This window comes from Thiohalocapsa sp. ML1 (assembly GCF_001469165.1).
Classification (GTDB): domain Bacteria; phylum Pseudomonadota; class Gammaproteobacteria; order Chromatiales; family Chromatiaceae; genus Thiohalocapsa.
Window position 1 is genome coordinate 106553 of sequence record NZ_JABX01000009.1, and the last position, 25214, is coordinate 131766.

Consider the following 25214-nt stretch of genomic DNA (forward strand, 5'->3'; position numbering starts at 1 on the left):
CGCATGCTCAACATTCTCATCAATATCGCCGCCTTCCTGGTGGCCATCCTCGTGCTTGTGACCATCCACGAGTTCGGGCATTTCTGGGTCGCGCGCCGACTCGGCGTGCGTGTGCTGCGGTTCTCCATCGGCTTCGGCCGGTCGCTCTACACCTGGCGCCGGCGCGGCGACGAAACCGAATACGTCATCGCCGCGCTGCCGCTCGGCGGCTACGTCAAGATGCTCGACGAGCGCGAGACGGACGAGGAGATCGCGCCGGAGGATCGCCCCTTCGCCTTCAACAACCAGCCGTTGTGGAAGCGCAGCGCCATCGTCGCGGCGGGGCCGATCGCAAACTTCCTGCTCGCGATCCTGCTCTACTGGGGCCTGCTCATGGCGGGGCAGAGCGGGGTGCGGCCCGAGGTCGGCAGCGTCGAGCCGGACTCCATCGCCGCCGAGGCCGGCTTCGTCGCCGGCGACCTCGTGGAGGCGGTGGACGGGCGCCCCATCGCGACCTGGGGCAATTTCTGGCTCGCGCTGTTGTCGTCGTCGCTGGGCGGCGGCGACGTCGAGGTGCGCGTCACGGCTGCCGATGGCGTGCTCGAGGTCCGTACCCTGCCGTCGGACGAGCTGGCGCCGCTCGACCCCGGGCGCGGCTTCCTGTCCGGGGTGGGGCTCCGAAGCGCCGTGCCGGCGATCCCGCCGGTGCTCGCCGAGGTCGTCCCGGACGAGCCTGCCGCCGCGGCGGGCCTGCGCGCGGACGATGTCATACTGGCCGTCGATGGAGTCGCCGTCGCAAGCTGGGCGGACTTCGTCGCCGCCATCCAGGCGCGCCCGGACGAGCCCGCGACCGTGCACATCGAGCGCGACGGCGGCCGCTTCGATGTCGTGCTGACGCCGCGCGCCGTGACGCTGGAAGACGGCAGCGTGGTGGGGCGCATCGGTGCCGGCCCGGCCGTCCCGGACGATCTCTACGCCGACTACGAGGTCGTCGTGCACTACGGGCCCGGCACGGCGATGGTGGAGGCGCTGCGCCGGGTCGGCGACCTGTCGGTGATGACGTTGCGCATCGCCTGGCGCATGCTCATCGGCACCGCATCGGTGCAGAATCTGAGCAGCCCCATCGGCATCGCCGATGCGGCGGGCAAGACCGCGAGCTTCGGCATCGAGCCCTATCTGGAGTTCCTGGCGCTGCTGAGCGTCAGCCTTGGACTGCTGAACCTGCTGCCGATCCCGGTGCTCGACGGCGGTCACCTGCTGTACTTCGCGGCGGAGGCGGTGCTCCGGCGGCCCTTGCCCGAGGCGGTGCAGGCCTACGGACAGCGGCTCGGCCTGTTCTTGATACTTTGCTTGATGACTCTGGCCTTTTACGTGGATCTTGCTAGGTTCTTTGGCTAGCGTGACCGCTTGCCCTATACTTGCCGGATCGGGGAATCGGGCGATCAGTCGCTGTCCCTGGCGAGACCACACAAGGACCGCGGCGCCGCACAGGCGATGCGGGATGCCGCGACTAACCGAGCAGGTTGGCGTGTAACCCTTGTTACCGGGTGCGGCTGCCTGCACCCCTCGCCTCGGACACGGCCATGGTGGTCGGCGGTTCCGCATCGCGGTCAAGGCGTCCGGGGGTAGAGTGACCAAGACCATTGTCTTCGCTGGCGGCGCTCGCCGGCCCGCTTGCGGCGCTGCCCTGGCGCTGATGCTGTTCTCCATGGCAGCCATCGCAGAGACCTTCCAGATCGCGGACATCCGCGTCGAGGGCCTCCAGCGCGTCGCCGCCGGAACTGTGTTCAACTACCTGCCCGTGCAGGTGGGGGACACCGTCGGCGACGGCATCACGGCGCAAATCATCCGCACCCTCTACGGCACCGGATTCTTCGATGACGTGGTGGTGGAGCGGGACGGCGACGTCCTCGTCATCGCGGTGCGTGAGCGCCCGGCGGTGGCGGAGATCGAGATTACGGGCAACAAGTCGCTCAACACCGACGTCCTGAAGCAGGGACTCACCGAGGTCGGGCTCGCGGAAGGCCGCGTCTTCGACCCCTCGGTGCTCGACCGCATCGAACAGGAGCTGGAGCGTCAGTATTTCGCCTCCGGCAAGTACGGTGTCGGCATCGAGTCCACTGTGTCGCCGCTGGAGCGCAATCGCGTGGCGGTGCGCATCGAGATCGACGAGGGCCTGACCGCCCGCCTGAAGCAGATCAACATCGTCGGCAACGAGGCCTTCACCGACAAGGAACTGCTGAAAGAATTCAAGCTCGGCACCACGAACTGGCTGTCCTTCTACACCAAGAACAACCGCTACTCGAAGCAGCAGCTCTCGGGTGACCTGGAATCCTTGCGCTCGTTCTATCTCGACCGCGGCTACATTGGGTTTGAGATCACCTCGACGCAGGTGTCCATCAGCCCGGACAAGAAGGACATCTATCTCACCGTTGCCGTGCGCGAGGGCGATGTCTATCGGGTCAGCGACATCCAGCTCGCCGGGGAGCCGTCGGTGCCCGCCGCCCAACTGTTCCCGCTGATCCAGATGCGCCGCGGCGAGGTGTATTCGCGCAAGACGGCCACCGAAAGCGCGGATCGCGTCTCCCAGCTTCTGGGGGAGCAGGGCTATGCCTTCGCCAACGTCAACGCCGTGCCCGAAGTGGACGATGATACCAACACCGTCGCGGTGACCTTCTTCATCGATCCCGGCAAGCGAGTGTACGTGCGCCGCATCAACATGCAGGGCAATGTGCGCACCCGCGACGAGGTGCTGCGGCGCGAGATGCGGCAGCTCGAAACCGCCTGGTTCTCCACCGAGCTGGTGAAGCGCTCGCGGGAGCGTTTGCAGCGCCTGGGCTACTTCGAAACGGTCAACATCGAAACCCCGGCCGTGCCGGGCACCGCGGATCAGGTGGACGTGGACGTGACTGTCAAGGAGCGCGCGTCGGGCAATCTGATGGCGGGTGTCGGGTTTTCGCAGTCCCAGGGCTTGATCCTGAATGCGAGTATTTCGCAGTCCAACTTCCTCGGCACCGGCAAGCGCGTCGCCCTCGCCGCGAACACCAGCCGGGTGACCCAGCTCTACCGGCTCGCCTATACGAATCCGTATTTCACGGTGGACGGCATCAGTCGCGGCTTCGACCTGAGTTACCGCACCACCGACTTCGACCAGTTGCTCGGGGCCGACTACTCCACCGACGTCGGGCGGGCCGCGATCAATTTCGGGCTGCCGATCTCCGACAGCGCGACGGCGGGCTTCGGCGCCTACTACCAGTACACCAAGTTCTTTGCCGGCCAGTCGTTTCTGGCGCAGGATTTCGTCGCGCAGAACGGCGATGTCTTCAACGACTTTTTCCTGACCGCGAGCTACGTTAACGATACGCGCAATTCCGCCGTGTTCCCGAGCGAGGGCGCGTTGCAGAGCCTCTTCGGCGAGATCGCGATCCCTGGCAGCGACCTTCAGTACTACCGGCTGATGGCCCGGGCGCGCCAGTACATCCCGCTCACCGAGCGCGTCACGCTGGCCCTTCAGGGCGACCTGGGCTACGGCGGCGGCTTCGGCAGCACCGAGGCGATGCCCTTCTTCCAGAACTTCTATGCCGGTGGTCCGCGCAGCGTCCGCGGCTTTAGGGCGAATACCCTGGGTCCACGCGAGACAACGCTGTTTCGGGACCCGGTGGGCGGCAACATGGAGCTCACCGGCGGTTTGGAGATCTACGCACCGCCCCCGGTGGGCGGCAACTTCGAGAACACCGTGCGGATCGGCGCGTTCTTTGATTTTGGTAACGTCTGGTGGACAGAAGAGACACCGCTCGTCGCCCCCACCGGTTTCGACCTGAGCGAGCTTCGCTATTCCACCGGTCTGTCCTTCGCTTGGCTGTCCCCGGTCGGGGCGCTGACGCTGAGCGTCGCGCAGCCACTCAACAAGAAAGATCTCGACGAGGAGGAGATCTTTCAGTTCAGCTTCGGCCAGAGCTTCTGATGCGCCCGCGCAGGCTCCGCTTCTTGTTGTTCGCGCTGGCCCTGTTGCCGGTCCTGTTGCCGGTCCTGTTGCCGGCCGTAGCTGCGGCAGGAGCCGAGGGACTAAAGATCGCCGTGATCGATCCGAACCGCATCGTTGAGGAATCGCCGCAGTACGAGGAGGCGCGCCGGACCCTCAGCACGGAGGTCGCTGAACGGGAGGCCGAGCTCCTCGATCAGCAGGACAGCGTCGATCAACTGACCGTGAAGCTCGATCGCGACGGCCCCTTGATGAGCGAAGACGAGATCAAGCTCCTGCAGACCGACATCCGCGCCCGCAAGCGGCGGCTGCGTTATGCGCGCGCCGAGCTGCAGGAGGACTTCGCGCTGCGGCAGAGCGAGCTGCGCACGAAGCTCGTCAAGCAGGTCGAGGAGGTCGTCCGACAGATCGCCAAGGAGCAAGACATCGACCTCATCGTCAGCGAAGGCGTGGTCTACTTCAGCGAGCGGATCGATATCTCAGCCCAGGTCGTCGATCGACTCAAGGAGGAGTTCAGCAAGCGATGATCGGGGCCTCGTTTCACCCCGGCGGGCGCTGATCCCGTGGCTGTTGCGGCGAGCGAGCTTGCGGCTGAACTGGGCCTGCGCTTGGTGGGGCAGGATGTCGTGCTGCGGCGGGTCGCCCCGCTCGGGGCCGCCGACGCGTCGAGCCTCAGCTACCTCGCCGACCGGCGCTACCGGTCTGCGCTGGCCGCAACCGGCGCCGCCGCGGTCATCGTGCTCCCGGAGGACGCCCCCCGACTCCCCTGCACCGGATTGCTGTCAGACAACCCGGAGCTCGCCTTCGCCGCGGCTGCGGCACGGCTCCATCCGCGCCCGCCCCGCGCACCCGGCATCGATCCGAGCGCGGTGGTCCATGCCGATGCCCACATCCATCCGAGCGTGTCCGTCGGTCCGCTCTGCGTCATCGAGGCGGGCGCCAACGTTGCGGCCGGGGTCGAGATCGGCCCACACTCTGTGGTCGGCAGCGGCGCGTCCATCGGTCGCGACAGCCGGCTCGTTGCGCGCGTCGTGCTCGCCGCGGGCAGCATCATCGGTGAGCGGGTTTTGCTGCACCCGGGGGCGGTGATCGGTCGCGACGGTTTCGGCTTCGCGAAGGACGGCGAGCGTTGGGTCCGCATTCCGCAGGTGGGCCGCGTGCGCATCGGCAATGACGTGGAGATCGGCGCCAATACAACGGTGGATCGCGGCGCCATCGAAGACACCGTGATTGCCGACGGCGTCAAGATCGACAACCTGGTTCAGATCGGCCACAACGTCGTCGTGGGCGAGCACACGGCCATGGCCGCCTGCTCTGGCATCGCCGGCTCGACGCACATTGGCCGGCGCTGCACCTTCGCCGGCGCGGTGGGGGTGGCGGGGCATCTCGAGATCGGCGATGACGTGCACTTCACGGGCATGGCCATGGTGACCCGCTCCCAGACCGACCCCGGTGTCTACAGCAGCGGCATTCCCGCCATGCCGAATGCCGAGTGGCGCCGTGCCATCGTCCGGCTGCGCCGGCTCCATGGATTGGCCGAGCGCGTGCAGCGCCTAGAACGGGCGCTCGGTGATGCCGCCGACGACGCTGAAAGTACTGAATGTGGTTGACGACTGTGGCCGCGCCGCGCACGCTTATCTATCGCCCGCCCTCTGCTCCGGCCGCCTGCTAGGCGCCGACCCCGCCTGAGCCCATCACACGAACCGAGACCCGGACCATGTCGCCTTCGCCCTGCGTCGCCGCGCCGTTGCGCGGACCTCATTCTGTTCAATCGCCGAACGGAGGCCACGCACATGGAGGGTGATGCGACGCTATTGGCGCGGCAGGAGCCGCCGGAGGCACTTTTGACGACGATGGACATCCACAAGGTGCTGCGGCGACTGCCGCATCGCTATCCGTTTCTGTTGGTCGATCGGGTGCTCGAGTTCGAGGCGAACCGGCGTCTGCTCGGGCTCAAGAACGTCAGCATCAACGAGCCGTTCTTCACCGGCCATTTCCCGGCGCGGCCGGTGATGCCGGGCGTGCTGATTGTCGAGGCCATGGCCCAGGCGACGGGCCTGCTGGCCATGGAATCGCGCCCCGAGGAGGTCGGCGAGAAGGCGCTCTATTACTTCGTCGGCATCGATAAGGCACGCTTCAAACACCCCGTGGAGCCAGGCGATCAGCTATTGCTTGAGGTGAACGTCCTGCACGTCAAGCGCGGCATCTGGAAGTTCGCCGGCGAGGCGAGGGTGGACGGCAAGATCGTGGCCACGGCCGAGATCATGTGCACGGCGCGGGACTTCTGACCCTTGATCCATCCCACTGCCATCGTCGATGCCGCGGCGGAGATCGCGGCCGACGTCAAGATTGGTCCCTATACGATCATCGGCCCCGGCGTGGTCATTGAGGCGGGCTGTGTCATCGGCCCGCACGCGGTGCTGCGCGGACAGACCCGCATCGGCGCCGGTACGCGGATCTTTCAGTTCGCATCCGTCGGCGAGGACCCGCAGGACAAGAAGTACGCAGGGGAGGAGACCGCACTCGTCATCGGACAGCGCAACGTCATTCGCGAGTATGCCACCGTGCATCGCGGTACGGCGCAGGACAAGGGCGAGACGCGTATCGGCGACGACAACCTGCTGATGGCCTATACCCATGTCGCCCATGACTGCGTCATCGGCAATCACGTGATCATGGCGAATGCGGCCTCCCTCGGCGGCCATGTCGAGGTGCAGGACTGGGCCATCCTCGGCGGCTTCAGCATCGTGCACCAGTTCTGCCAGATCGGCGCCCACAGCTTCAGCGCCATGGGCAGCGTCATCGCCAAGGACGTGCCGCCCTACGTCACCATCGGCGGACACCCGGCGGTGCCCCGCGGGATCAACACCGAGGGGCTAAAACGCCGGCAGTTCTCGCCCGAGACCATCGCCGCGCTGCGCCGGGCGTACCGGCTGCTGTATCTCGGGAATCTGAGCCTGGTGGACGCGGTCGCCAGTATCCGTGAGCTCGCCGAGTCCGAGCCGGAGCTCACGCGGTTCGCGGACTTCCTCGCCGACAGCAACCGCAGCATCGTGCGGTGACGGTCCGCATCGGCATCGTCGCCAACGAGCCCTCCGGCGACCTCCTCGGCGCCGCGCTGGTGCGGGCACTGCGGGAGCTCATGCCGGCGGCCAAGCTGGTCGGCGTCGCCGGCCCGCGCATGCAGGCCGCGGGCTGTCGCACGCTGATGCCGCAGGAGCGCCTGTCCGTCATGGGGCTGGTGGAGGTGCTGTCGGTGCTGCCGGACCTGTTGCGCGCCCGCGCCGAGCTGGTCCGGCACTTCGCCGCCGAGCCGCCCGATGTCTTCATCGGCGTCGATGCGCCGGACTTCAACCTCGGCCTGGAGCGGCGCCTGCGGGCGCACGGCATCCCGACGGTGCACCTCGTGAGCCCGACGGTCTGGGCGTGGCGGCCGGGGCGGGTTGCCGCCATCCGCCGCGCCGTGGACCTGATGCTCTGCATCTTCCCGTTTGAGGAGGGTTTCTTGCGTGAGCATGGCGTTGCCGCGCACTACATCGGCCACCCGCTCGCCGACGAGATCCCGCTCGAAGATCAGGGGCAGGCGGCACGCGCGGAGCTGGGCTTCGCTGCCGCGGACACCGTCGTTGCCCTGCTGCCCGGCAGCCGGCGCAGCGAGGTGACGCGGCTCGCGGCGCCTTTGCTTGCGACCGCGCGCTGGGCCGCCGAGCGGCGGCCGGGGCTGTGCTTCGTCGCGCCGATGGTGAGCGATGGGCTGCGCGAGCTGTTCGCCGCCGAGCAGGCGCGCTCCGCCCCGGATCTGGCGCTCAAGCTTTGCACCGGGTGCAGCCGCAGCGCCATCGCCGCCGCGGACGTCGTCGTCACCGCCTCCGGCACCGCAACGCTCGAGACCTTGCTGTTGGGACGGCCGATGCTCGTGGCCTACAAGCTGCACGAGCTGACCTACCGGCTCGTCACCGCGCTCAGGCTCATCCAGGTGCCCTACGCGGCGATGGCGAACCTGCTGGCGGGCGAGGAGCTGGCGCCGGAGTTCTTGCAGCACCGCTGCGAGGCCGCACTGATGGGGCCGGCGCTGTTGGCCATGCTCGACGACGCACCGCGCCGCGCCGAGATCCGTGCGCGCTACGCGAGCATCCATGCGAGCCTGCGGCGGGATGCGGCGCGCACCGGCGCACAGCGGATCGCGGAGCTGATCGCGGCTCGGCAGGCGGCGCGGTGATGGGCGGCGGGCGTTTAATCGCGGCCACCGCGCTGGTCGCTGGCATCGACGAGGCCGGCCGCGGCCCCCTCGCCGGGCCGGTGTATGCCGCGGCGGTGATCCTGCATCCCCGCCGCATGCCGTTCGGGCTCGATGACTCCAAGCGCCTGACCCCGGCCGCCCGCGAGGCACTCGTGCCCGAGATCGAAGCGGCGGCACAGGCCCATGCCGTCGCCTGGGCGAGCCCGGCTGAGATCGACGCGCTGAACATCCTGCAGGCCACGCTGCTCGCCATGCGCCGCGCCGTGCTGGCCCTTAAGCTCACGCCCACCCTGGCGATCGTGGACGGCAACCGCTGCCCGCCAGGGCTGCCCTGCGCGGCCCGCGCCATCGTCGGCGGCGATGGCACGGAGCCCGCCATCTGCGCCGCCTCGGTGCTGGCCAAGGTCGCGCGGGATCGGGAGATGTGCCGGCTGGATCAGGCGCATCCGCAGTACGGCTTTGCGCAGCACAAGGGCTACGGCACGGCCGAGCACCTGGCTGCGCTGCGCGCCCACGGTCCCTGCGCCATCCACCGGCGGTCCTTCGCGCCGGTGCGTGCATTGCTGGGGCCGGCGGCGGATGGCGCGCCATCGCCGCACGCCGGCCTGCTGCGCTAACGGCCATGGCGACCAACCTAGATTGCTTGACGGCGCCGAATGCTTGCAGATGAGTCAAGTTTCACTTCAACAAGGCGCTTGCAGGCAAAAGGGCCGAGGGCCGAGGCGGCATCCCTTGGCCCTCGGCCCTTACCCAGCAGCGGCCCCGACGCGCTCAGGCCGTATCGCCTGGGGCTTGATCCTCCAGCGCGGCCTCGACGGCGAGATCCTTCAGCGTCATCTCGCCGAACGCGGCATCGAGGGACTGCTGCATGTGTTGCTCGATCCTGGCAATGCTCGCGGCCACGGGCAGCGCCGCTGCCGCCACCGCGTCCTCACCGAAGCAGCGCACGTGGCGCATGAGATCGTGCACGCGCACCTGTTCCGGCGCCCGCGCCGGCACCAGCCGAGGCGGGTCCGTGGCGGTGGGTACGACGAAGCCGCCGTCGAGGAGCATGCCGACCAGCCTGCGCACGTTTGCGAGCGGCATGCCCACGGCATGGGCGAGGTCGTCTTCGGTAGCGCCCTCGATGCCGGCGAAGTGGCGCTGGACGATACGCTGCATGAGCTGCAGCGCGACGCGCTCGCGCAGCCGGTTGCTGAGCCGAACATCGCGCTCGGGGCTCGCCAGGTATTCGGGGTACTGGACGTAGAACGCGATGTTGGCGCCGATGAGCACGATGAGCCACGCGATGTAGACCCAGATCATGAACAGAATGAGGATCGCCAGACCCGAATAGATGGCCGCATAGCGCGTAGACCCGGCCATGAACTGCGCAAACAGGTTGCCCGCGGCGAGCCACAAGAGGCCACCGACCGAAGCACCCACCAGTGCCGGCACCAGCCGTACGCGCGTGTTCGGCACGAAGCTGTAGACGAAGGTGAAGGCCATGGTGATGAGCGCGTAGGGCACCAGCCGCTCCGCGCTTTGCAGCAGGAAGCCGAGCGGCTCAATGCTGGCGAGCCGCTCGACCAGGGCAGCGCTGCGCAGCGAGGCCGAGGTCGCGATGGCGGAGAAGAGCAGTACCGGACCGACGAGCAGCACGCTCAGATAGCGGCTGAAGCGCTCGGCCAGCGGGCGCGGCTTGTCGATGCGCCAGGTCATGTTGAAGACCTGCTCGATTTTCGAGATCAGCGCGATCACCGAGTAAAGCAGCACCGCGAGCCCGACGGCACCGAGCACGCGCACGTTGGTGTTGTCCACATAGCCGATGAGCCGCTCGGCGATCTCCTGCGCGCCGGCGCCCAACGGGTGCAGCGTCTGCAGCAGCAGCGGCTCGAGCTGGTTGTGCACGCCGAAGCCCTTCAGCACCGAAAAGCTCACCGCCAACAGCGGCACCAGGCTCAGCAGCGTCGTGTAGACGAGGCTCATGGCCTCCAGCGACAGCCGCCCGGAGATCAGGTCGCGTCCGAGCGCATGGAACAACCGCAGCGCTGGCCGCACCTGCTGCTGCCAATGGGGCAGGGACGCCGGATCAGCCCAGAGCAGTTGCTCCCAGAGGCCCGCAACGTCGGGCACGGACGGGGGTCGAAGGGTCGCCATGTCAACCTCGCGGGCGTGTTCTACCCGCGTCTGTATCGCCTTGAGGAAGCTCTCGCGTGAAGCACTCTACCATTGCCACCCTGCTTCTCCTGCTGGTTGCGATCCGTTTCAACGTCGCCGCGCAGGCGGCGGAGCCGTTGCTGGATTCGATCCCGGAGCGCCCGCCCGCGCCGGCCTTCGAGCTGCTGGGTCCCGACGGCACCACCCACAGCCTGGCGGCCTTGCAGGGCAAGCCCGTCATTGTCAACTTCTGGGCCACCTGGTGCCCGCCGTGCCGGGCCGAGATGCCGTCCATGCAGCGCGCCTGGGAGCAGCTCAAGGACGATGGCGTGCTGCTCATCGCCATCAACGTCGGCGAGAGCAAGGCCGACATCGACGCCTTTCTCGCCGATGTGCCGGTGAGCTTCCCGCTGCCGATGGACGAGACCATGGGCGTGTCGCAGGCTTGGCCGATGAAGGGGCTGCCGACGACCTTTGTCGTCGACCCCGAGGGCCGGCTCGTCTACCGCGCCCAAGGCGAGCGGGAATGGGACGACCCGAAGCTCTTGGACCTCGTGCGGGCGTTGCGGCAGTAAGTGACGATGCAAGAATGACCGGTACTGTCGTCAACTCGGTGAGCGCGGCGGAATCCGACATTGGGCTGCAAAAGGGCCGAGGGCCGAGGGCCAAGGGCGCTCGCCTCGGCCGTTGGCTCAGTAGTGGCAACGGTTTTCCCGGCAATCACCGTCAGCCGGCCGCCTCGCGCTGGTCCACGGCGCAGAACAGATCGAGCAGCGTCTCGTCCTCCGCGAGCTTGTGCCCCAGGATATAGCCCGCCGCGGACCAGACCTGGTTCAGGTGCGCGCGCCGGCCGATGAGGTTGCCGGCGCGCCCGTCGTAGTATTCCGGCCATTTCGCCTGCGGCAGGGCGCGGTCGGCGCCGTCGAGGGCGAGCTGCGCGAGGTCGCCGCGGCCCGTTTTCATTGCCGCGGCGACGAAGGCCCAGATCAGCACCGGCCAGTTGCCGCCGTTGTGATAGGACCAGGGCACGTTCTTCGGATCGCTGCCGGTCATGAAGACCCATTCCTTGCCCGCCACGGCGGGATACACGAGCTTCGCCGGCATGTTGCCGATGAGGTCGTCCCAGCGGTCTTGGTAGAGCCGCATGATGCCTTGGCCCTCGCGCGGGCTGGTGATGCCGAAGATGATGGCGAGCAGGTTGCCGAGTGCGAAGAAACGAAAGTCCATGCGCCCGGGGCCCAGATTGCCGACCAGATAGCCCGAGCGCGGCGGCAGCCAGTCCACGACCCAGTCCGGGATGGACTCCGGGTAGATGTTCAGCATGTTGATGCTGCCGGAGCCGAACTCCTCGGTGCGGTAGCGGTGGATCTCGTTCAGGCGCTCCATATCCAGCCAATAGAAGAGCTGGACATAGTTGCGCAGCATGTTCGTGCGCTTTTCGGCCAACGCCAGCAGGGTATGGGACTCGGGCGTATCGCGCAGCAGCTCGATGGCGCTGACCAGCATGCCGTAGAACAGCGATTGGATCTCCAGCGGGTGGCCATAGACGCCCATGCGCCGGTCGATCATGAACGACCCGTCCGGCACCAGCAGCGTCGGAAAGACCTCGAATCCCTCCCGCAGCGTCAGCTCCAGCACGCCGCGCAGCGCCCGCTGCACCTCCGGCTCCGCGGCGAGTGCCTTGTCGCCGGTGGCGCGACAGTAGATGTTGAGCAAAATCACCCACCACATCATCGCGTCCACCGGCGCGACGCGGCCGATGGCGTGGTCGCCGAAGTCCGCGCGGATGCGCTCCCGGCCCGTCTCGTCGGTGGTGACGCGGAAGCTCGCCGGCAGCACGGCGGGCTCGATCTGATGGCCGTGGATGCGCTGGTGCTGGCTGCGGAGCTTCAGCACCGTGCGCAGGAAGTTCCGCACGATGGCGGGCTGGCCGTCGGCGAGGAACACCAGCGCGGAGGGCACGAAGTCGCGCACGAAGCAGTCGTGATAGTTCTCCGCCTCGGCACCATAGGTGGCGACGGCGGCGACGGTGCCCACCGGCTCGCCGCCGCAGGTCATGACGGAGCTGTGTAACAGCTCGTAGGCGGATGCGAGGGCGTCTGCGTTCAAAGCGCGGGCTCCGATTCTTCGATTGAGTGGGGCGACAGCGCGCGCTGCGGTTGTCCGCGCGGGTCTTGTCAGTCCAGCGCCTCGCCGATGAGGCGCTCGCTCAGCGAAAGCACGGCCAGGGTGAGGCCCAGCAGCGCGAGGGCAAGCAACAGATACCACAGCCGCGCAAGCTGCCGCCGGAGCCGGCCCCAGCCGTGCAGCTCCGCCGTCGGCGCCGGCGGCACGGCCGCGAAGGTATCGATGAACAGCCACGCGCAGAGGCACCAGAGTCCGCCGGCAATCGCCGGCATTAGCACGCCGTCGCCACTCTGCGGGTCGCCGAAGACCACGAGTGCCGTGGCCAGCGCAAAGAGCACGAGCCCCGCCGCGGCCAGTGCCGGCTTGAGCCCGCCGAGCCGCCGGGCAACGCCTTGCAGCCGATCGAGCATCTGCATCGCTCGGGTGCCGATGGAAGGGCGCGGGTGCATCGCCGGTCGAGACTGACTCGCTTGAAGGGCTCTGAGGGGGCTGCGCGCCGAGGAACCCTCCTCGGCGAAGCCCTGGCTCGCTACGTGAAGAGCGGCACGTAAGCCGTCAGCGTCCGCTCCCGGAACCGCTTGCCGTTGATGCCGGCCGCGATCCGATCCGTGCCGGCGCGATCGAGCTGCGGCAGCTCCAGCACCGCCGCGACCTTGTCCGGGTCGCCCTCGCGGTTCAGCGTCACCTTGGGTGCCTCGGCGCCGCCGTCGCGCGCGAGCTGCTCGATCTCTTCGGCGCTGATGTCCGGCGGCAGGTTGCCGATCAAGATGCGGTGGGTCATGGGGTGGGCCTCCGGTGGCTGGGTGGTGCGCTCGGATCATACGGCGTCAAGACCTCGAAGGGCAGGTAGCCTAGGTTGGCCGCCGCCGCGGCGTCCGCCGCGTCGATGCTGAAGACGTGGATCTCGCCGCTGGGTGCGCCGCAGACTTGGGCGTACATCCTGCCGTCACTCGTCGTCTCGGCCGCGTGCACGTCGATGCCGGCGGCGGTCAGCGCCTGCTGCATGTCGGCGAGCGGCGTGCCGCTGTCCGGCTCGCACTGAATACTGCCGGTGGGCTTGAAGACCTTGATCTCTGCTTCCTTGATCTCTGCTTCCTCGATCTCTGCCGCCTCGCCCGGGTCTTCCGCCGACGCCGAGACGGGCAGCGCGGCGATGCCGAGCAGCGCGACGAGCGCCACGACGGGCGCCGAGACGGGTACGGCGCGCAAGGAAGCGGGCTTCGACATGGCAGTGATGCTCCGACCGATTGGGTTCGGTCGATTGTAGCGAAGCGCCGCGCCCGCCGCGCCGGCCGGTTGCAATGCCCGCGGCCGGTCCAGATATCCCCGTCCATCGCAACGTTTCCGCTGCCCTGAGGCCCCCATGACCGCCGTCCACCTCACCGCGCCGGACATCGACCCGCGCGAGGTCGAATACTTCGAGAAGTTGGCCCACCGTTGGTGGGACGAGCAGGGTCCCTTCTGGCCGCTGCATAAGCTGAACGCCTTCCGGCTCGATTACGTCCGCGACCGGCTCTGCGCCGCCTTCGGCCGCGACCCGGCGGCCGAGCGTCCGCTGGAGGGTCTCAGTGTGCTGGACATCGGCTGCGGCGGCGGCATCCTGAGCGAGTCCGTGCACGCGCTCGGCGCCCGGGTCACCGGCACCGAGATCACCGAGAAGAACGTCCGCGTCGCCGAGATCCACGCCGGCTGGAGCGGAGCCGACATCGACTACCGGCTCATCACCGCCGACGACCTAGCGGCCACCGGTGCGAGCTTCGACGCGGTGCTGAACATGGAGGTCGTCGAGCACGTCGAGCACCTGCCGGACTTTCTCGCGAGCTGCGCACGGCTCGTGCGCCCGGGCGGCGTCATGGTGGTCGCGACCATCAACCGCACCGTCGCCGCTTGGCTCACGGCCATCATCGGTGCCGAGTACGTGCTGCGCTGGCTGCCGAAGGGCACCCATCACTACCGCAAGCTGGTGCAGCCGCGGCAGCTCATCGACGGGCTCGGCAAGGACTTTCGCGTCATCCACCAGACCGGCGTGCGCGTGAACCCGTTCAACCGCGCCTTCTCCTTCAGCAACTACAAGGGCGTCAACTACATGATGGTGTTCCAGCGCGCCGCCCCGGGAGGGGCCTGAGCCATGCATATCGCGTTATTCGGTGCGACCGGCGGCACGGGCCGCGAGGTGCTGGAGCAGGCACTCGCGGCGGGTCACGAAGTCAAGGCCCTGGCGCGCGACCCGTCCAAGCTCGTGCCCCGCGACGGCCTCACCGTCATCCCCGGCGATGTGCTCGATCAGGCCGCCGCCGATGCCTGCGTCGAGGGCACCGACGCCGTGATCTGCGTGCTCGGCACCAGGCCCGGCAACGAGCCCGTCGAGGCCCCCGGCACCGAGCGCATCCTAGCCGCGATGGCCAAGCACGGCGTCAAGCGTCTCATCGCCGTCAGCTCCATGGGCGTCGGCGACAGCATCGAGCAGATCAACCTCGCCTTCCGCGTCATCATGAACCTGACGCTCAAGCGCATTATGCAGGCCAAAGAAGCACAGGAACGCCTCATCATGGCGAGCGACACGGACTGGACCATCGTCCGCCCCGGCGGCCTCACCGATGGCCCGCGCACCGGCAACTACCGAGCCGGCACCGACAAGTCCATCAAGGCGGGGCGCGTTGCGCGTGCCGACGTGGCCGAATACGTGCTGAGGCAGCTCGCCGACGACGGCTGCGTCCGCCAGGCGCCGTCCATCAGTTGACCGCGCAGCGCCGGCTTGACCCCCGCGCAACCCGCTGCTGCAATGCGGCAACCCGCTCCGACCGGGACCGAAGCCATGCACGATGTTGCGCACGATGTTGCCCCGCCGCGCTTGCCCACCGAGGACGACCTTGAACGCTTGGCGTTCGGCCCGGATGGGGCCGTCCTCGGCGACGTGCCGCAGCTTCCCACCGAGGACGACCTGCCGAGCGACGACGGAGAGCCGATGGAGACCTGGCGCCACCGCCTGCAGATGGATCTCCTGATCAACGCCCTGCTGCCCTGGGCGCACGCGCGCGGCGACTGCTTCGTCGGCGGCAACATGTTCCTGTACTTCAGCGAGGAGCAACTGCGCGGCAAGGACTTCCGCGGCCCCGACGTCTTCGTCGCCTTGGGTGTCTCGCCCCGCGAGCGCAAGAGCTGGGTGATCTGGCAGGAGGGCAAGGCGCCGGACGTGATCATCGAGCTGGTCTCGAAAACCAGCCACCACGTGGACAAGGTCGAGAAGAAGCAGATCTACCAAGACCGCCTGCGTGTCGCCGAGTACTTCTGGTTCGACCCCTGGGCGCCGGAGGACTTCGCCGGATTCAGCCTCGTCGATGGCCGCTACCAGCCCATCAGCCCCACCGGACCGGGCCGCATCCCGAGCCCGCGGCTGAACCTCACCCTGGGCTGGTGGGACGGCAACTTCCGCTGGGTCGAGACCCGCTGGCTGCGCTGGTGGGACGCCGACGGCAACCTGCTGCTGACCCACGACGAAATCGCGCAGGCTAATGCCGACGCGGCGCAGTCGAAGGCCGACGCCGCGGAGGCCCACGCCCAAGCCGTGCAGGCCGAAGCCGAAGCCGCCAAGGCCGAGGCGCAAGCCGCACGGCAGCGGCTCGCCGAGGAAACCCGCCGCGCCGAGGCCGCCGAAGCGGAGCTGGCGCGACTGCGGGCGCAATTGGGGCAGGGCGGAGAATGAGCCGGCTCCCGCGGATCGGTGTAGTCACTCTTCGGCGAAGAAATCGCTGTCCACGCGCTTGATTTCATAGCTGGTTTCGATTCGCCTACCCCTGCGCAATCCGCTCCCGCCAACCCCGCGCCGCGCTGATGATCGCCTCCGGGTCGAGCGTCAGTGGCGCGCCGTCGCGCAGCACTTGGCGTCCACGAATCCACACATGCCGCACCTGATGGCTGCTGGCGGCGTAGACGAGCTGCGAGCAGGGGTGATACAGCGGCTGCGTGTGCGGGTCGGCGAGGTCCACGGCGACGATGTCTGCGGCCTTGCCAATCTCAAGCGAGCCGATCTCGGCATCGAGCCCGAGCGCCCGGGCGCCGCTCAGCGTCGCCATGCGCAGCGCTTGCTCCGCCGGCACGGCGCCGGCGCGGCCGGCGACGCCCTTGGCCAGCAGCGCCGCGGTGCGCATCTCGCCGAACAGGTTGAGATCGTTGTTGCTGGCGGCGCCGTCGGTGCCGAGCGCGACGTTGACGCCCGCGGCGAGGAGGTCGTAGACGGGGCAGAAGCCGCTCGCGAGCTTGAGGTTCGACTCCGGGCAGTGCACGACGTGGGCGCCGGTCTCGGCAAAGCGCCGGATCTCCTCGTCCTCGAGCTGGGTCATGTGCACGGCGATGAGCTGCGGGCCGAGCAGCCCGAGCCGGTCGAGCCGCGCGATGGGGCGCTCGCCGTGCTCGCGCAGCACCTGCAGCACCTCGTCGCGGGTCTCGTGCAGGTGGATGTGCACCTGCACATCCAGCTCGTCGGCGAGCGTGCGCACCCGCGCCAGCGCCGCCTCCGAGACGGCGTAGGTGCTGTGCGGCGCGAAGGCCGGGCGCACCAGCGAGTGGTCGCGGTAGTGCTCGAAGAGCTCCAGGCCGCGACGCAGGTACTCATCGGCGTCGGCGGCGTAGCGGGTCGGAAAGTCCACGACGATCATGCCGGCCAGCAGGCGCATACCAGCCTCGGCACAGACGCGCGCCGTGACCTCGGCATGGAAGTACATGTCGTTGAAGCAGGTGATGCCGCCGCGCAGCATCTCCAGCGCCGCGAGCCGCGTGCCGTCGGCGACGAATTCCTGATCCACCCAGCGCCCCTCGGCGGGCCAGATGTGCTCGTGCAGCCAGGTCATCAGCGGCAGGTCGTCCGCGAGCCCGCGCAAGAGCGTCATCGGCGAGTGGGTGTGGGCGTTGACGAGCCCCGGAATCAGCACGTGGCCGGGCAGGTCCAGCACCTTCGCGGCCGAGATCTGCGCCTCGGCCTCTGCCCGCGGCAGCAGGGCGGCGATGCGGCCGTCGGCGACGGCGAGGCTGTGCTGTGCGAGGGTGCTGTCGTCGGCGTCCACGGGCAGCACCCAGTCGGCGTGGATCAGGAGCTCTGTCTGCATGGGCTTTGATGCGTCCGCGTTGGTGGGAGGCTGGGGGTGCGGCCTGATGGCCGCGCGGGGAGGTGGCCGTTCTAGCGCAACGGCGCCGAGCACGCAAAGGCGGATGCGCCCGGGGTCGTCTGGGTACGCCGGATTCATCCGGCCCCTCGGGTACGCCGGATTCATCCGGCCCCCGGGTACGCCGGATTCATCCGGCCCCGGGTACGCCGGATATATCCGGCTCCGGGTCCGGCGGACTTCAGTCCGCTGCGGCGTGCGGCACGGGCGACTGAAGTCGCCCGCCCCCGGGGCCGACTGAAGTCGGCGCACCCGGGGCGCCGGCATCCAGCGCTTGAGCCGGGGCCGCCGGCGGTCAAGAATGCCGCCCACGCTCCACTTTGCCCTTGCCGCCACAGCCAATGAACACGCCGAACCCCCTCGCCATCCACCCCGACAACGCCGTCGTCTGGCACGACGACCGGCTTTATCTGCTCGATCAGCGCATCCTGCCGGCCGAGACCGTCTTTGTCGCGCTGAACAGCGCCGCGGAGACGGCCCGGGCCATCACCGACATGGTGGTGCGCGGGGCGCCCGCCATCGGCATCACGGCGGCCTATGGCGTCGTGCTCGCGGCCCGCGACAGGGTCCGGGCCGAGCCCGCGAGCTGGCGCGACGGCGTCGGTGCGGACATCGAGCTGCTGGCCGCGAGCCGGCCGACGGCGGTGAACCTGTTCTGGGCGCTGGAGCGCATGCGCCGCGTCATGGCGGTACTCGACGCCGCCGATCCGGTGCCGGCGCTGCTCGCCGAGGCCAAGACCATTCATCTGGAAGACGTGGCCGCGAACCGCGCAATGGGCGACTTCGGTGCTGCGCTGATCCAGGGACCGACCGACATCATCACCCACTGCAACGCCGGCGCGCTCGCCACCGGCGGCTACGGCACGGCGCTCGGCGTCGTGCGCAGCGCCTTCGCCGCCGGCAAGGTGCGCATGGTCTATGCGGACGAGACGCGGCCCTGGCTGCAGGGCAGCCGGCTTACGGCCTGGGAGCTCGCGCAGTCCGGCATCCCCGTCACCGTGCAGTCGGACAACGTCGCCGCCAGCCTGATGGCCCGCGGCCGGGTCGGCTGGGTCGTCGTCGGCTCGGATCGCATCGCCGCCAACGGCGATGTCTGCAACAAGATCGGCACCTACGGGCTTGCCGTGCTGGCGCGCCATCACGGCGTCGGCTTCATGGTCGCCGCGCCGACCTCCACCATCGACATGAGCATCGCCAGCGGGGCGGAGATCCCCATCGAGGAGCGCAGCCCGGACGAGGTGCTGGCCTGCGGCGGCAAGCGCATCGGCCCGGCGGGCGTCGGCGCCCACAACCCGGTGTTCGACGTGACCCCGGCGGCGCTGGTGGACTGCATCGTCACCGAGCGCGGCGTCGTGCAGCAGCCGGATGCCGAGAAGATGCGGGCGCTGATGGGCCCGGCCTGAGGCCCGGCCCTCGGCGACAGGCCCAACGGAGCCTCCAGCATGACCACCAGCGATGCCTATCTCGACTTCGTCCGCGAGCTGCTCGCGGAACGGCTGCCGGCGGACGCGCCGCTCGCCGCCAAGCGCATGTTCGGCGGCGTCGGCCTCTACGCCGGTGAGCTGTTCTTCGCGCTGGTGGCCGACGATGCGTTGTACCTGAAAGCGGACGCACACAACCGGCCGGACTTCGAGGCCGCGGGCCTCGCGCCCTTCAGCTACGCCCGCAAAGACGGCCGCAGCGCGAGCATGGCCTACTATCCGCCGCCCGCCGATGCCTTGGAGGACGCCGCGGCGCTCCAACCTTGGGTGGATGGGGCGCTCGCCGCGGCCCGCCGTGCGGCGGCCGGCAAGGCGAAGTAGCCCCCCAACCGCAACAGAGGGCAGCGACAATGGGTCATCGAACACATCGTCTCGCGGATGGGTTGGGGCCGGTCGGCATCGGCTTGTCGATCGCGCTCATGCTCGCGGCAGGCCCGCTGCGGGCGCACGATCACGACGAGGCCGCCGCCTCACCGGCAGCCGCGCCGCAGGCCGGCGCCGCCGCGCAGGACATCGTCGTCGTCTCCTCCCCGGAGGAGATCCTGTCCAAGCAGCGGCTCACGCAGTTCGTCGGCATCTCTGGCGAGACGGCGGGCGCGACGGGCTTGTCCATGAACATCGTGGTCATCCCGCCCGGCGGCGCCGCGGAGCCGCACACCCACGCCGGCTACGAGAGCGCCATCTACCTGCTGGAGGGCCGGGTCGAGACCCGCTACGGGCCGGGCTTGTCGAAGTCCGTCATCAACGAGGCGGGCGACTTTCTGTTCATCCCGCCGGACGTGCCGCACCAGCCCGTGAACCTGAGCCAGACCGAGCCGGCCCGGGCCATCGTCGCGCGCAATGATCCGAACGAGCAGGAGCATGTGATCCCTTATGATCCGGGGGTAGGCGGAGCGCCGCAGCCGGCAAAGCCCTGACGGAAGGGCCGAGGGCCGAGGGCCGAGGGCCAAGGGAGCCCTCCTCGGGCCTCGGCCCTCGGCCCTCGGTTCAACGACAACGATCAGATAGCGCCGCGCAACACCTGCGCCGCCGCACACCATCAGCAGGAGCCCGCCCATGAAAGCCCGTGCCGCCGTCGCCTGGGAGCCCGGTCAGCCGCTGGCCATCGAGGAGATCGACGTCGAAGGCCCGCAGGCGGGCGAGGTGCTGCTGCGCACCGTCGCCTCCGGCGTCTGCCACACGGACGCCTTCACGCTGTCCGGCGATGACCCCGAGGGCGCCTTTCCGTGCGTGCTCGGGCACGAGGGCGGCTGCGAGGTGGTGGAGTGCGGGCCGGGCGTGCAGGGCCTCGCGCCCGGCGACCACGTGATCCCGCTGTACATCCCGGAGTGCGGCGAGTGCGAGTACTGCCACTCCCCCAAGACCAACCTCTGCCAGTCCATCGCGAGCACGGTCTGGACCGGCTACATGCCGGACGGCACGCGGCGCTTCTCGCACAACGGCAAGCCGATCTTCCACTACATGGGCTGCTCGACCTTCAGCGAGTACACCGTCGTGCCCGAGATCGCGCTCGCGAAGATCAACAAGGCGGCACCGCTGGACAAGGTCTGCCTGCTCGGCTGCGGCATCACCACCGGCATCGGCGCCGTGCTGAACACCGCGAAGGTGGAGCCGGGCTCGACGGTGGCTGTGTTCGGGCTCGGCGGCATCGGGCTGTCGGTGATCCAGGGCGCGGTGATGGCCAAGGCCGCGCGGATCATCGCCATCGACGTCAACCCGGATAAGTTCGAGATGGCCCGGGCGCTCGGTGCCACCGACACCGTCAACCCGCTGACGCTCGGCACCGGCCTCAAGGAGGCCATTGTCGAGATGACCCGAGGCGGTGTCGACTACAGCTTCGAGTGCATCGGCAACGTCGATGTCATGCGCGAGGCGCTGGAGTGCTGCCACATGGGCTGGGGCGTGGCGACCATCATCGGCGTCGCCGGCGCCGGGCAGGAGATCAGCACCCGGCCGTTTCAGCTCGTCACCGGCCGCACCTGGAAGGGCACGGCCTTCGGCGGCGTCAAGGGCCGCAGCCAACTGCCGGGCTATGTCGAGCAGTACCTCGCCGGGGAGATCGAGGTGGATCGCATGGTCACGCATACCATGCCGCTTGCGGACATCAACCGGGCATTCGACCTGATGCATGCGGGGGAGAGCATTCGGTCGGTGATTCTGTTTTGACGCCTGGCGAGACACAGCCTCATGAACTGAGGGCCGAGCGCCGAGCGCCGAGGAGCGCTCGCTCGGTCCTCGGTCCTTCGCTCGGACATCCAGCGAGAAGACACATGCAGCAGATCGAGCACATCAAGGAATTCGGCGGCTGGCTCAATCGCTACCGCCACGCCTCCGAGGCCTGCAACTGCCTGATGACGCTGTCGGTGTACCTGCCGCCGGCGGCGTCACTGGGGCCGGTGCCGGCGGTGTACTACCTGTCCGGACTCACCTGCACCGACGACAACGTGCGGATCAAGGCCGGCGCACAGCGCTATGCCGCCGAGCTCGGGCTTGCGCTGGTCATGCCGGACACCAGCCCCCGCGGCGACGGCGTGCCCGACGCGCCGGAGCGCTACGACTTGGGCCAAGGCGCCGGCTTCTACGTGAACGCCACCGAGCCGCCTTGGGCCGCGCACTACCGCATGTTCGACTACGTTACCGACGAGCTGCCGGCGCTCCTGGAGCACGAGCTGCCGCTGCTGCCGGGGCTCCGGTCCATCACCGGGCACTCCATGGGCGGCCACGGCGCGCTGGTGGCCGCGCTGCGACGGCCCGAGCTGTACCGAGCGGTATCCGCCTTCGCGCCCATCTGCAACCCGTCCGCCGTCGGCTGGGGCGAGGGCTGCTTCGGCGCCTATCTGGGCCAGGACTGCGCCGCCTGGGCCGACTACGACGCCACGCTGCTGGTGCGCGCCGGCAAGCGCTTCCCCGGCACCCCGCTCATCGATCAGGGCACCGACGACGAATTCCTCGCCGACCAGCTCCATCCCGACGCGCTTGAAGCCGCCTGCCGCGAGCACGGTCAGCCGCTCCAGCTCCGCATGCAGCCCGGCTACGACCACAGCTACCACTTCATCGCCAGCTTCATCGGCGAGCACCTGGCCCATCACGCCGACGCATTCGCCGCATAGAAGCCGCGGCGCCAACCCGCGCACCCCTGCCCGGATGTGGATGACCTGCTGCTGACGGAAGTCGCCGACTCGCTGGGCGTACAAAGGTCGTGCAAAGGCGTGCGGGCCGCCTGCCGGCCCACTGACCGTGCTATTCTTACGGACTTTTTTAAGGCCCGGCGCGGGCTCTTGAGATCGGTGCGCCGGGTGTCCCGCGGCGCCGCCGCGTGGCTGCTTTCCCGCGTCCGGCAACGGACCTGCTGACGATACCCGCCTATGCCAGATTTCGCCCGAGAAGTCCTGCCTGTCCGGCTCGAAGACGAGATGCGCCAGTCGTATCTCGACTACGCGATGAGCGTCATCGTGGGTCGTGCACTGCCGGACGTGCGCGATGGCCTCAAGCCCGTGCATCGCCGCGTGCTGTTCGCGATGCACGAGCTCGGCAACGACTGGAACAAGCCCTACAAGAAGTCCGCCCGCGTTGTCGGCGACGTCATCGGCAAGTATCACCCGCATGGCGACACGGCGGTGTACGACACCATCGTTCGGATGGCGCAGCCGTTCTCGATGCGTTACATGCTCGTGGACGGGCAGGGCAACTTCGGCTCCGTCGATGGCGATTCGCCGGCGGCGATGCGCTACACGGAAGTGCGCATGGCGCGCATCGCACACACGCTCCTCGATGACCTCGACAAGGAAACCGTCGACTTCGCGCCGAACTACGACGAGTCCGAGCAGGAGCCGCTGGTCCTGCCGGCGCGCTACCCGAACCTGCTGGTCAACGGCTCCTCCGGCATCGCGGTCGGCATGGCGACCAACATCCCGCCGCACAACCTGCGCGAGATCATCGACGCCTGCCTGGCCGTCATCGACGACCCGCTGGTCACGATCGAGCGGCTGATGGAGCTGGTGCCGGGGCCGGACTTCCCGACGGCGGCCATCATCAACGGCATCCGCGGCATCCGCGAGGGCTACCGCACCGGCCGCGGTCGCGTGCAACTGCGTGCCCGCAGCCACACCGAGACGGACAAGCGCAGCAACCGCGAGGCGATCATCGTCACCGAGCTGCCCTACCAGGTGAACAAGGCGCGGCTGCTGGAGAAGATCGCCGAGCTGGTCAAGGAGAAGAAGCTCGAGGGCATCGCGGAGCTGCGCGATGAGTCCGACAAGGACGGCATGCGCATGGTCATCGAGATCAAGCGCGACCACTACCCCGATGTGGTGCTGAACAACCTGTATCAGCACACGAACATGCAGACAGTGTTCGGCATCAACATGGTGGCGCTGGTGGACGGCCAGCCGCGCACGCTGACGCTAAAGCTGATGCTGGAGTACTTCCTGCGGCATCGGCGCGACGTCGTCACGCGGCGCACCATCTACGAGCTGCGCAAGGCGCGCGATCGTGCCCACCTGCTGGAGGGTTACACGGTCGCGCTGGCCAACATCGACGAGGTCATTGCGCTGATCAAGGCCTCGGAGAGCCCTGCGGCGGCGCGCGAGGGGCTGATGGGGCGCACCTGGCCGCCCGGTGCCGTTGCCGGCATGCTGGCGCGCGCCGGGGCCGAAGACACCCGCCCCGATGATCTGACCGCGAGCTTCGGCCTCATCGGCGAGGGCGACGACGCCGGCCGCTACCGGCTGAGCGAGCGCCAGGCGCGCGCCATCCTCGACCTGCAGTTGCAGCGCCTGACCGGCCTGGAGCAGGACAAGATCGTCAAGGAATACGAGGAGATCCTCGGCAAGATCGCGGAGCTGCTCGGCATCCTGCGCAACCCCGACCGGCTCATGCAGGTGATCCGCGACGAGCTGACGGCCATCCGCGAGCAGTACGGCGATGCGCGCCGCACCGAGATCGTCGAAGATCAAAACGATCTGACCCTATTGGATCTGATCGCGCCGGAGGACGTGGTGGTGACCATGTCCCACGCCGGCTACGTGAAGGCGCAGCCGCTCTCGGAGTACCAGGCGCAGCGCCGCGGCGGCAAGGGCCGCAGCGCCGTCAGCACCAAGGATCAGGACTTCATCGACCGCATTTTCGTCGCCAACAGCCACGACACGGTGCTGTGCTTCTCGAGCCAGGGCAAGGTCTACTGGCTCAAGGTCTACGAGCTGCCGCAGTCCAGCTACGGCGCCCGCGGGCGGCCCATCGTCAACCTGCTGCCGCTCGAAGACGGCGAGCGCATCAACGCGACGCTGCCGGTGCCGGAGTACGCGGAGGGCAGCTTCGTCTTCATGGCCACCAGCAAGGGCACGGTCAAGAAGACGCCCATCCAGGAATTCTCGCGCCCGCTCACCCGCGGCATCATCGCCATCGACTTGCACGAGGACGAGCACCTGATCGGCGTGGCCATCACCGACGGGCGCCAGGACATGATGCTGTTTTCGAGCGCCGGCAAGGCCGTGCGCTTCAACGAGTCCGAGGTTCGCTCCATGGGCCGCACGGCGCACGGCGTGCGCGGCATCTGGCTGGAGGAAGGCCAGCGGGTCATCTCGCTGCTCGTCGCCGAGCCCGGCGCGGTGCTCACGGTGGGCGCCAACGGCTACGGCAAGCGCACGCCGGTGGAGGAGTTCCCGACCAAGGGCCGCGGCACCAAGGGTGTCATCTCCATGCGCATCGGCGAGCGCAGCGCGGAGCAGGTCGGCGCCGTGCTTGTGCGCCCGGGGGATGAGATCATGCTCATCACCGAGGCCGGCACGCTCGTGCGCACGTCCGTGGACGGCATCAACACCCTCGGCCGCAACACCTGGGGCGTGAAGCTGATCAACTTGGGCGAAGGCCAGAAGCTCGCCGGCATCGAGCGGATCGTCGCGCTGAACGGCGACGAGACCGAGAACGGCGACAACGACGAGAACGATGATGGCGCTGACAGCGGCGACGGCGGCGGCGGCGACGCCGGTGCGGACACCGACGGTGCGCCCGACTCACCCGACGCCGATTGATTGCAGGGCCGAGGGCCGAGGGCCGAGGGCCAAGGCGGGTCCCGACGCCGATGCGGTAGCCTTTTCCCTCGGCCCTTG

At 68.7% G+C, this 25214-nt stretch carries 24 protein-coding genes; 18 read left to right on the forward strand and 6 right to left on the reverse strand.

Annotation, left to right across the window (positions count from 1 at the left end; genetic code table 11):
• Positions 1-3 precede the first annotated feature (3 nt).
• The 8 genes from rseP to rnhB all read left to right on the forward strand — a co-directional run bounded on the left by rseP (position 4) and on the right by rnhB (position 8818).
• Entirely contained in the window at positions 4-1377 is a 1374-nt protein-coding gene (gene rseP, locus ML01_RS07785) for an RIP metalloprotease RseP (protein WP_058554836.1), read from the forward strand.
• A 298-nt stretch (positions 1378-1675) separates the two neighbouring features.
• Positions 1676-3943, forward strand: a complete 2268-nt coding sequence (gene bamA / locus ML01_RS07790) for an outer membrane protein assembly factor BamA (protein ID WP_082674055.1) — start codon at positions 1676-1678, stop codon at positions 3941-3943.
• Entirely contained in the window at positions 3943-4488 is a 546-nt protein-coding gene (locus ML01_RS07795) for an OmpH family outer membrane protein (protein WP_058554838.1), read from the forward strand. Before bamA ends, ML01_RS07795 begins: the two co-directional genes overlap by 1 nt.
• 36 nt (positions 4489-4524) lie before the next feature.
• Positions 4525-5571 (forward strand): UDP-3-O-(3-hydroxymyristoyl)glucosamine N-acyltransferase, encoded by a 1047-nt coding sequence (lpxD, locus tag ML01_RS07800; RefSeq protein ID WP_058554839.1) that lies wholly within the window; start codon positions 4525-4527, stop codon positions 5569-5571.
• Positions 5572-5754: 183 nt separating this feature from the next.
• On the forward strand, positions 5755-6249 hold the full coding sequence (gene fabZ / locus ML01_RS07805; RefSeq protein WP_058554840.1) for a 3-hydroxyacyl-ACP dehydratase FabZ: 495 nt from the start codon (positions 5755-5757) through the stop codon (positions 6247-6249).
• A 3-nt stretch (positions 6250-6252) separates the two neighbouring features.
• Positions 6253-7023, forward strand: a complete 771-nt coding sequence (gene lpxA, locus ML01_RS07810; RefSeq protein ID WP_058554841.1) for an acyl-ACP--UDP-N-acetylglucosamine O-acyltransferase — start codon at positions 6253-6255, stop codon at positions 7021-7023.
• Positions 7020-8180: a lipid-A-disaccharide synthase gene (lpxB, locus tag ML01_RS07815; RefSeq protein ID WP_058554842.1), complete on the forward strand. Its 1161-nt coding sequence runs from the start codon at positions 7020-7022 to the stop codon at positions 8178-8180. Before lpxA ends, lpxB begins: the two co-directional genes overlap by 4 nt.
• Entirely contained in the window at positions 8180-8818 is a 639-nt protein-coding gene (gene rnhB / locus ML01_RS07820; protein WP_058554843.1) for a ribonuclease HII, read from the forward strand. The genes lpxB and rnhB overlap by 1 nt, the downstream gene beginning before the upstream one ends.
• Before the next feature lie 154 nt (positions 8819-8972).
• Here rnhB and ML01_RS07825 read toward each other — a convergent pair whose 3' ends face one another.
• Positions 8973-10340, reverse strand: a complete 1368-nt coding sequence (locus tag ML01_RS07825) for a YihY/virulence factor BrkB family protein (RefSeq protein ID WP_058554844.1) — start codon at positions 10338-10340, stop codon at positions 8973-8975.
• A 56-nt stretch (positions 10341-10396) separates the two neighbouring features.
• Between ML01_RS07825 and ML01_RS07830 the strand changes: the two genes are divergently transcribed.
• Positions 10397-10915, forward strand: a complete 519-nt coding sequence (locus ML01_RS07830; RefSeq protein WP_058554845.1) for a TlpA disulfide reductase family protein — start codon at positions 10397-10399, stop codon at positions 10913-10915.
• A gap of 151 nt (positions 10916-11066) precedes the next feature.
• Here the strand turns inward: ML01_RS07830 and ML01_RS07835 are convergent, their stop codons facing one another.
• From ML01_RS07835 to ML01_RS07850, 4 genes are all read right to left on the reverse strand, one after another.
• Entirely contained in the window at positions 11067-12449 is a 1383-nt protein-coding gene (locus tag ML01_RS07835) for a glycoside hydrolase 100 family protein (protein WP_371258193.1), read from the reverse strand.
• A gap of 68 nt (positions 12450-12517) precedes the next feature.
• Positions 12518-12883, reverse strand: coding sequence for a hypothetical protein (locus ML01_RS07840; protein WP_082674056.1), 366 nt, complete (start codon positions 12881-12883; stop codon positions 12518-12520).
• A gap of 113 nt (positions 12884-12996) precedes the next feature.
• Complete coding sequence (locus ML01_RS07845; protein ID WP_058554847.1) at positions 12997-13248, reverse strand: hypothetical protein; 252 nt, start codon at positions 13246-13248, stop codon at positions 12997-12999.
• Positions 13245-13694, reverse strand: a complete 450-nt coding sequence (locus tag ML01_RS07850; RefSeq protein ID WP_058554848.1) for a hypothetical protein — start codon at positions 13692-13694, stop codon at positions 13245-13247. Before ML01_RS07850 ends, ML01_RS07845 begins: the two co-directional genes overlap by 4 nt.
• A 136-nt stretch (positions 13695-13830) precedes the next feature.
• Between ML01_RS07850 and ubiG the strand changes: the two genes are divergently transcribed.
• The 3 genes from ubiG (at position 13831) to ML01_RS07865 (ending at position 16170) form a co-directional block, all read left to right on the forward strand.
• Entirely contained in the window at positions 13831-14592 is a 762-nt protein-coding gene (ubiG, locus tag ML01_RS07855; protein ID WP_058554849.1) for a bifunctional 2-polyprenyl-6-hydroxyphenol methylase/3-demethylubiquinol 3-O-methyltransferase UbiG, read from the forward strand.
• Between the two features lie 3 nt (positions 14593-14595).
• Entirely contained in the window at positions 14596-15207 is a 612-nt protein-coding gene (locus ML01_RS07860) for an NAD(P)-dependent oxidoreductase (RefSeq protein ID WP_058554850.1), read from the forward strand.
• Positions 15208-15282: 75 nt separating this feature from the next.
• Positions 15283-16170: a Uma2 family endonuclease gene (locus tag ML01_RS07865; RefSeq protein WP_082674057.1), complete on the forward strand. Its 888-nt coding sequence runs from the start codon at positions 15283-15285 to the stop codon at positions 16168-16170.
• A gap of 85 nt (positions 16171-16255) precedes the next feature.
• Here the strand turns inward: ML01_RS07865 and ML01_RS07870 are convergent, their stop codons facing one another.
• Complete coding sequence (locus tag ML01_RS07870; protein WP_058554851.1) at positions 16256-17569, reverse strand: TRZ/ATZ family hydrolase; 1314 nt, start codon at positions 17567-17569, stop codon at positions 16256-16258.
• A gap of 398 nt (positions 17570-17967) precedes the next feature.
• Between ML01_RS07870 and mtnA the strand changes: the two genes are divergently transcribed.
• From mtnA to gyrA, 6 genes are all read left to right on the forward strand, one after another.
• Complete coding sequence (gene mtnA, locus ML01_RS07875; protein WP_058554852.1) at positions 17968-19029, forward strand: S-methyl-5-thioribose-1-phosphate isomerase; 1062 nt, start codon at positions 17968-17970, stop codon at positions 19027-19029.
• Positions 19030-19068: 39 nt separating this feature from the next.
• On the forward strand, positions 19069-19428 hold the full coding sequence (locus ML01_RS07880; RefSeq protein WP_082674058.1) for a TfoX/Sxy family protein: 360 nt from the start codon (positions 19069-19071) through the stop codon (positions 19426-19428).
• A gap of 29 nt (positions 19429-19457) precedes the next feature.
• Positions 19458-20024, forward strand: coding sequence for a cupin domain-containing protein (locus ML01_RS07885; protein ID WP_254045170.1), 567 nt, complete (start codon positions 19458-19460; stop codon positions 20022-20024).
• Between the two features lie 139 nt (positions 20025-20163).
• A complete protein-coding gene (locus ML01_RS07890; protein WP_058554853.1) occupies positions 20164-21273 on the forward strand; it encodes an S-(hydroxymethyl)glutathione dehydrogenase/class III alcohol dehydrogenase in 1110 nt (369 codons plus the stop codon).
• A 104-nt stretch (positions 21274-21377) separates the two neighbouring features.
• Positions 21378-22217 (forward strand): S-formylglutathione hydrolase, encoded by an 840-nt coding sequence (fghA, locus tag ML01_RS07895; RefSeq protein ID WP_058554854.1) that lies wholly within the window; start codon positions 21378-21380, stop codon positions 22215-22217.
• A 255-nt stretch (positions 22218-22472) separates the two neighbouring features.
• Entirely contained in the window at positions 22473-25136 is a 2664-nt protein-coding gene (gyrA, locus tag ML01_RS07900) for a DNA gyrase subunit A (protein ID WP_058554855.1), read from the forward strand.
• Positions 25137-25214: the final 78 nt, after the last annotated feature.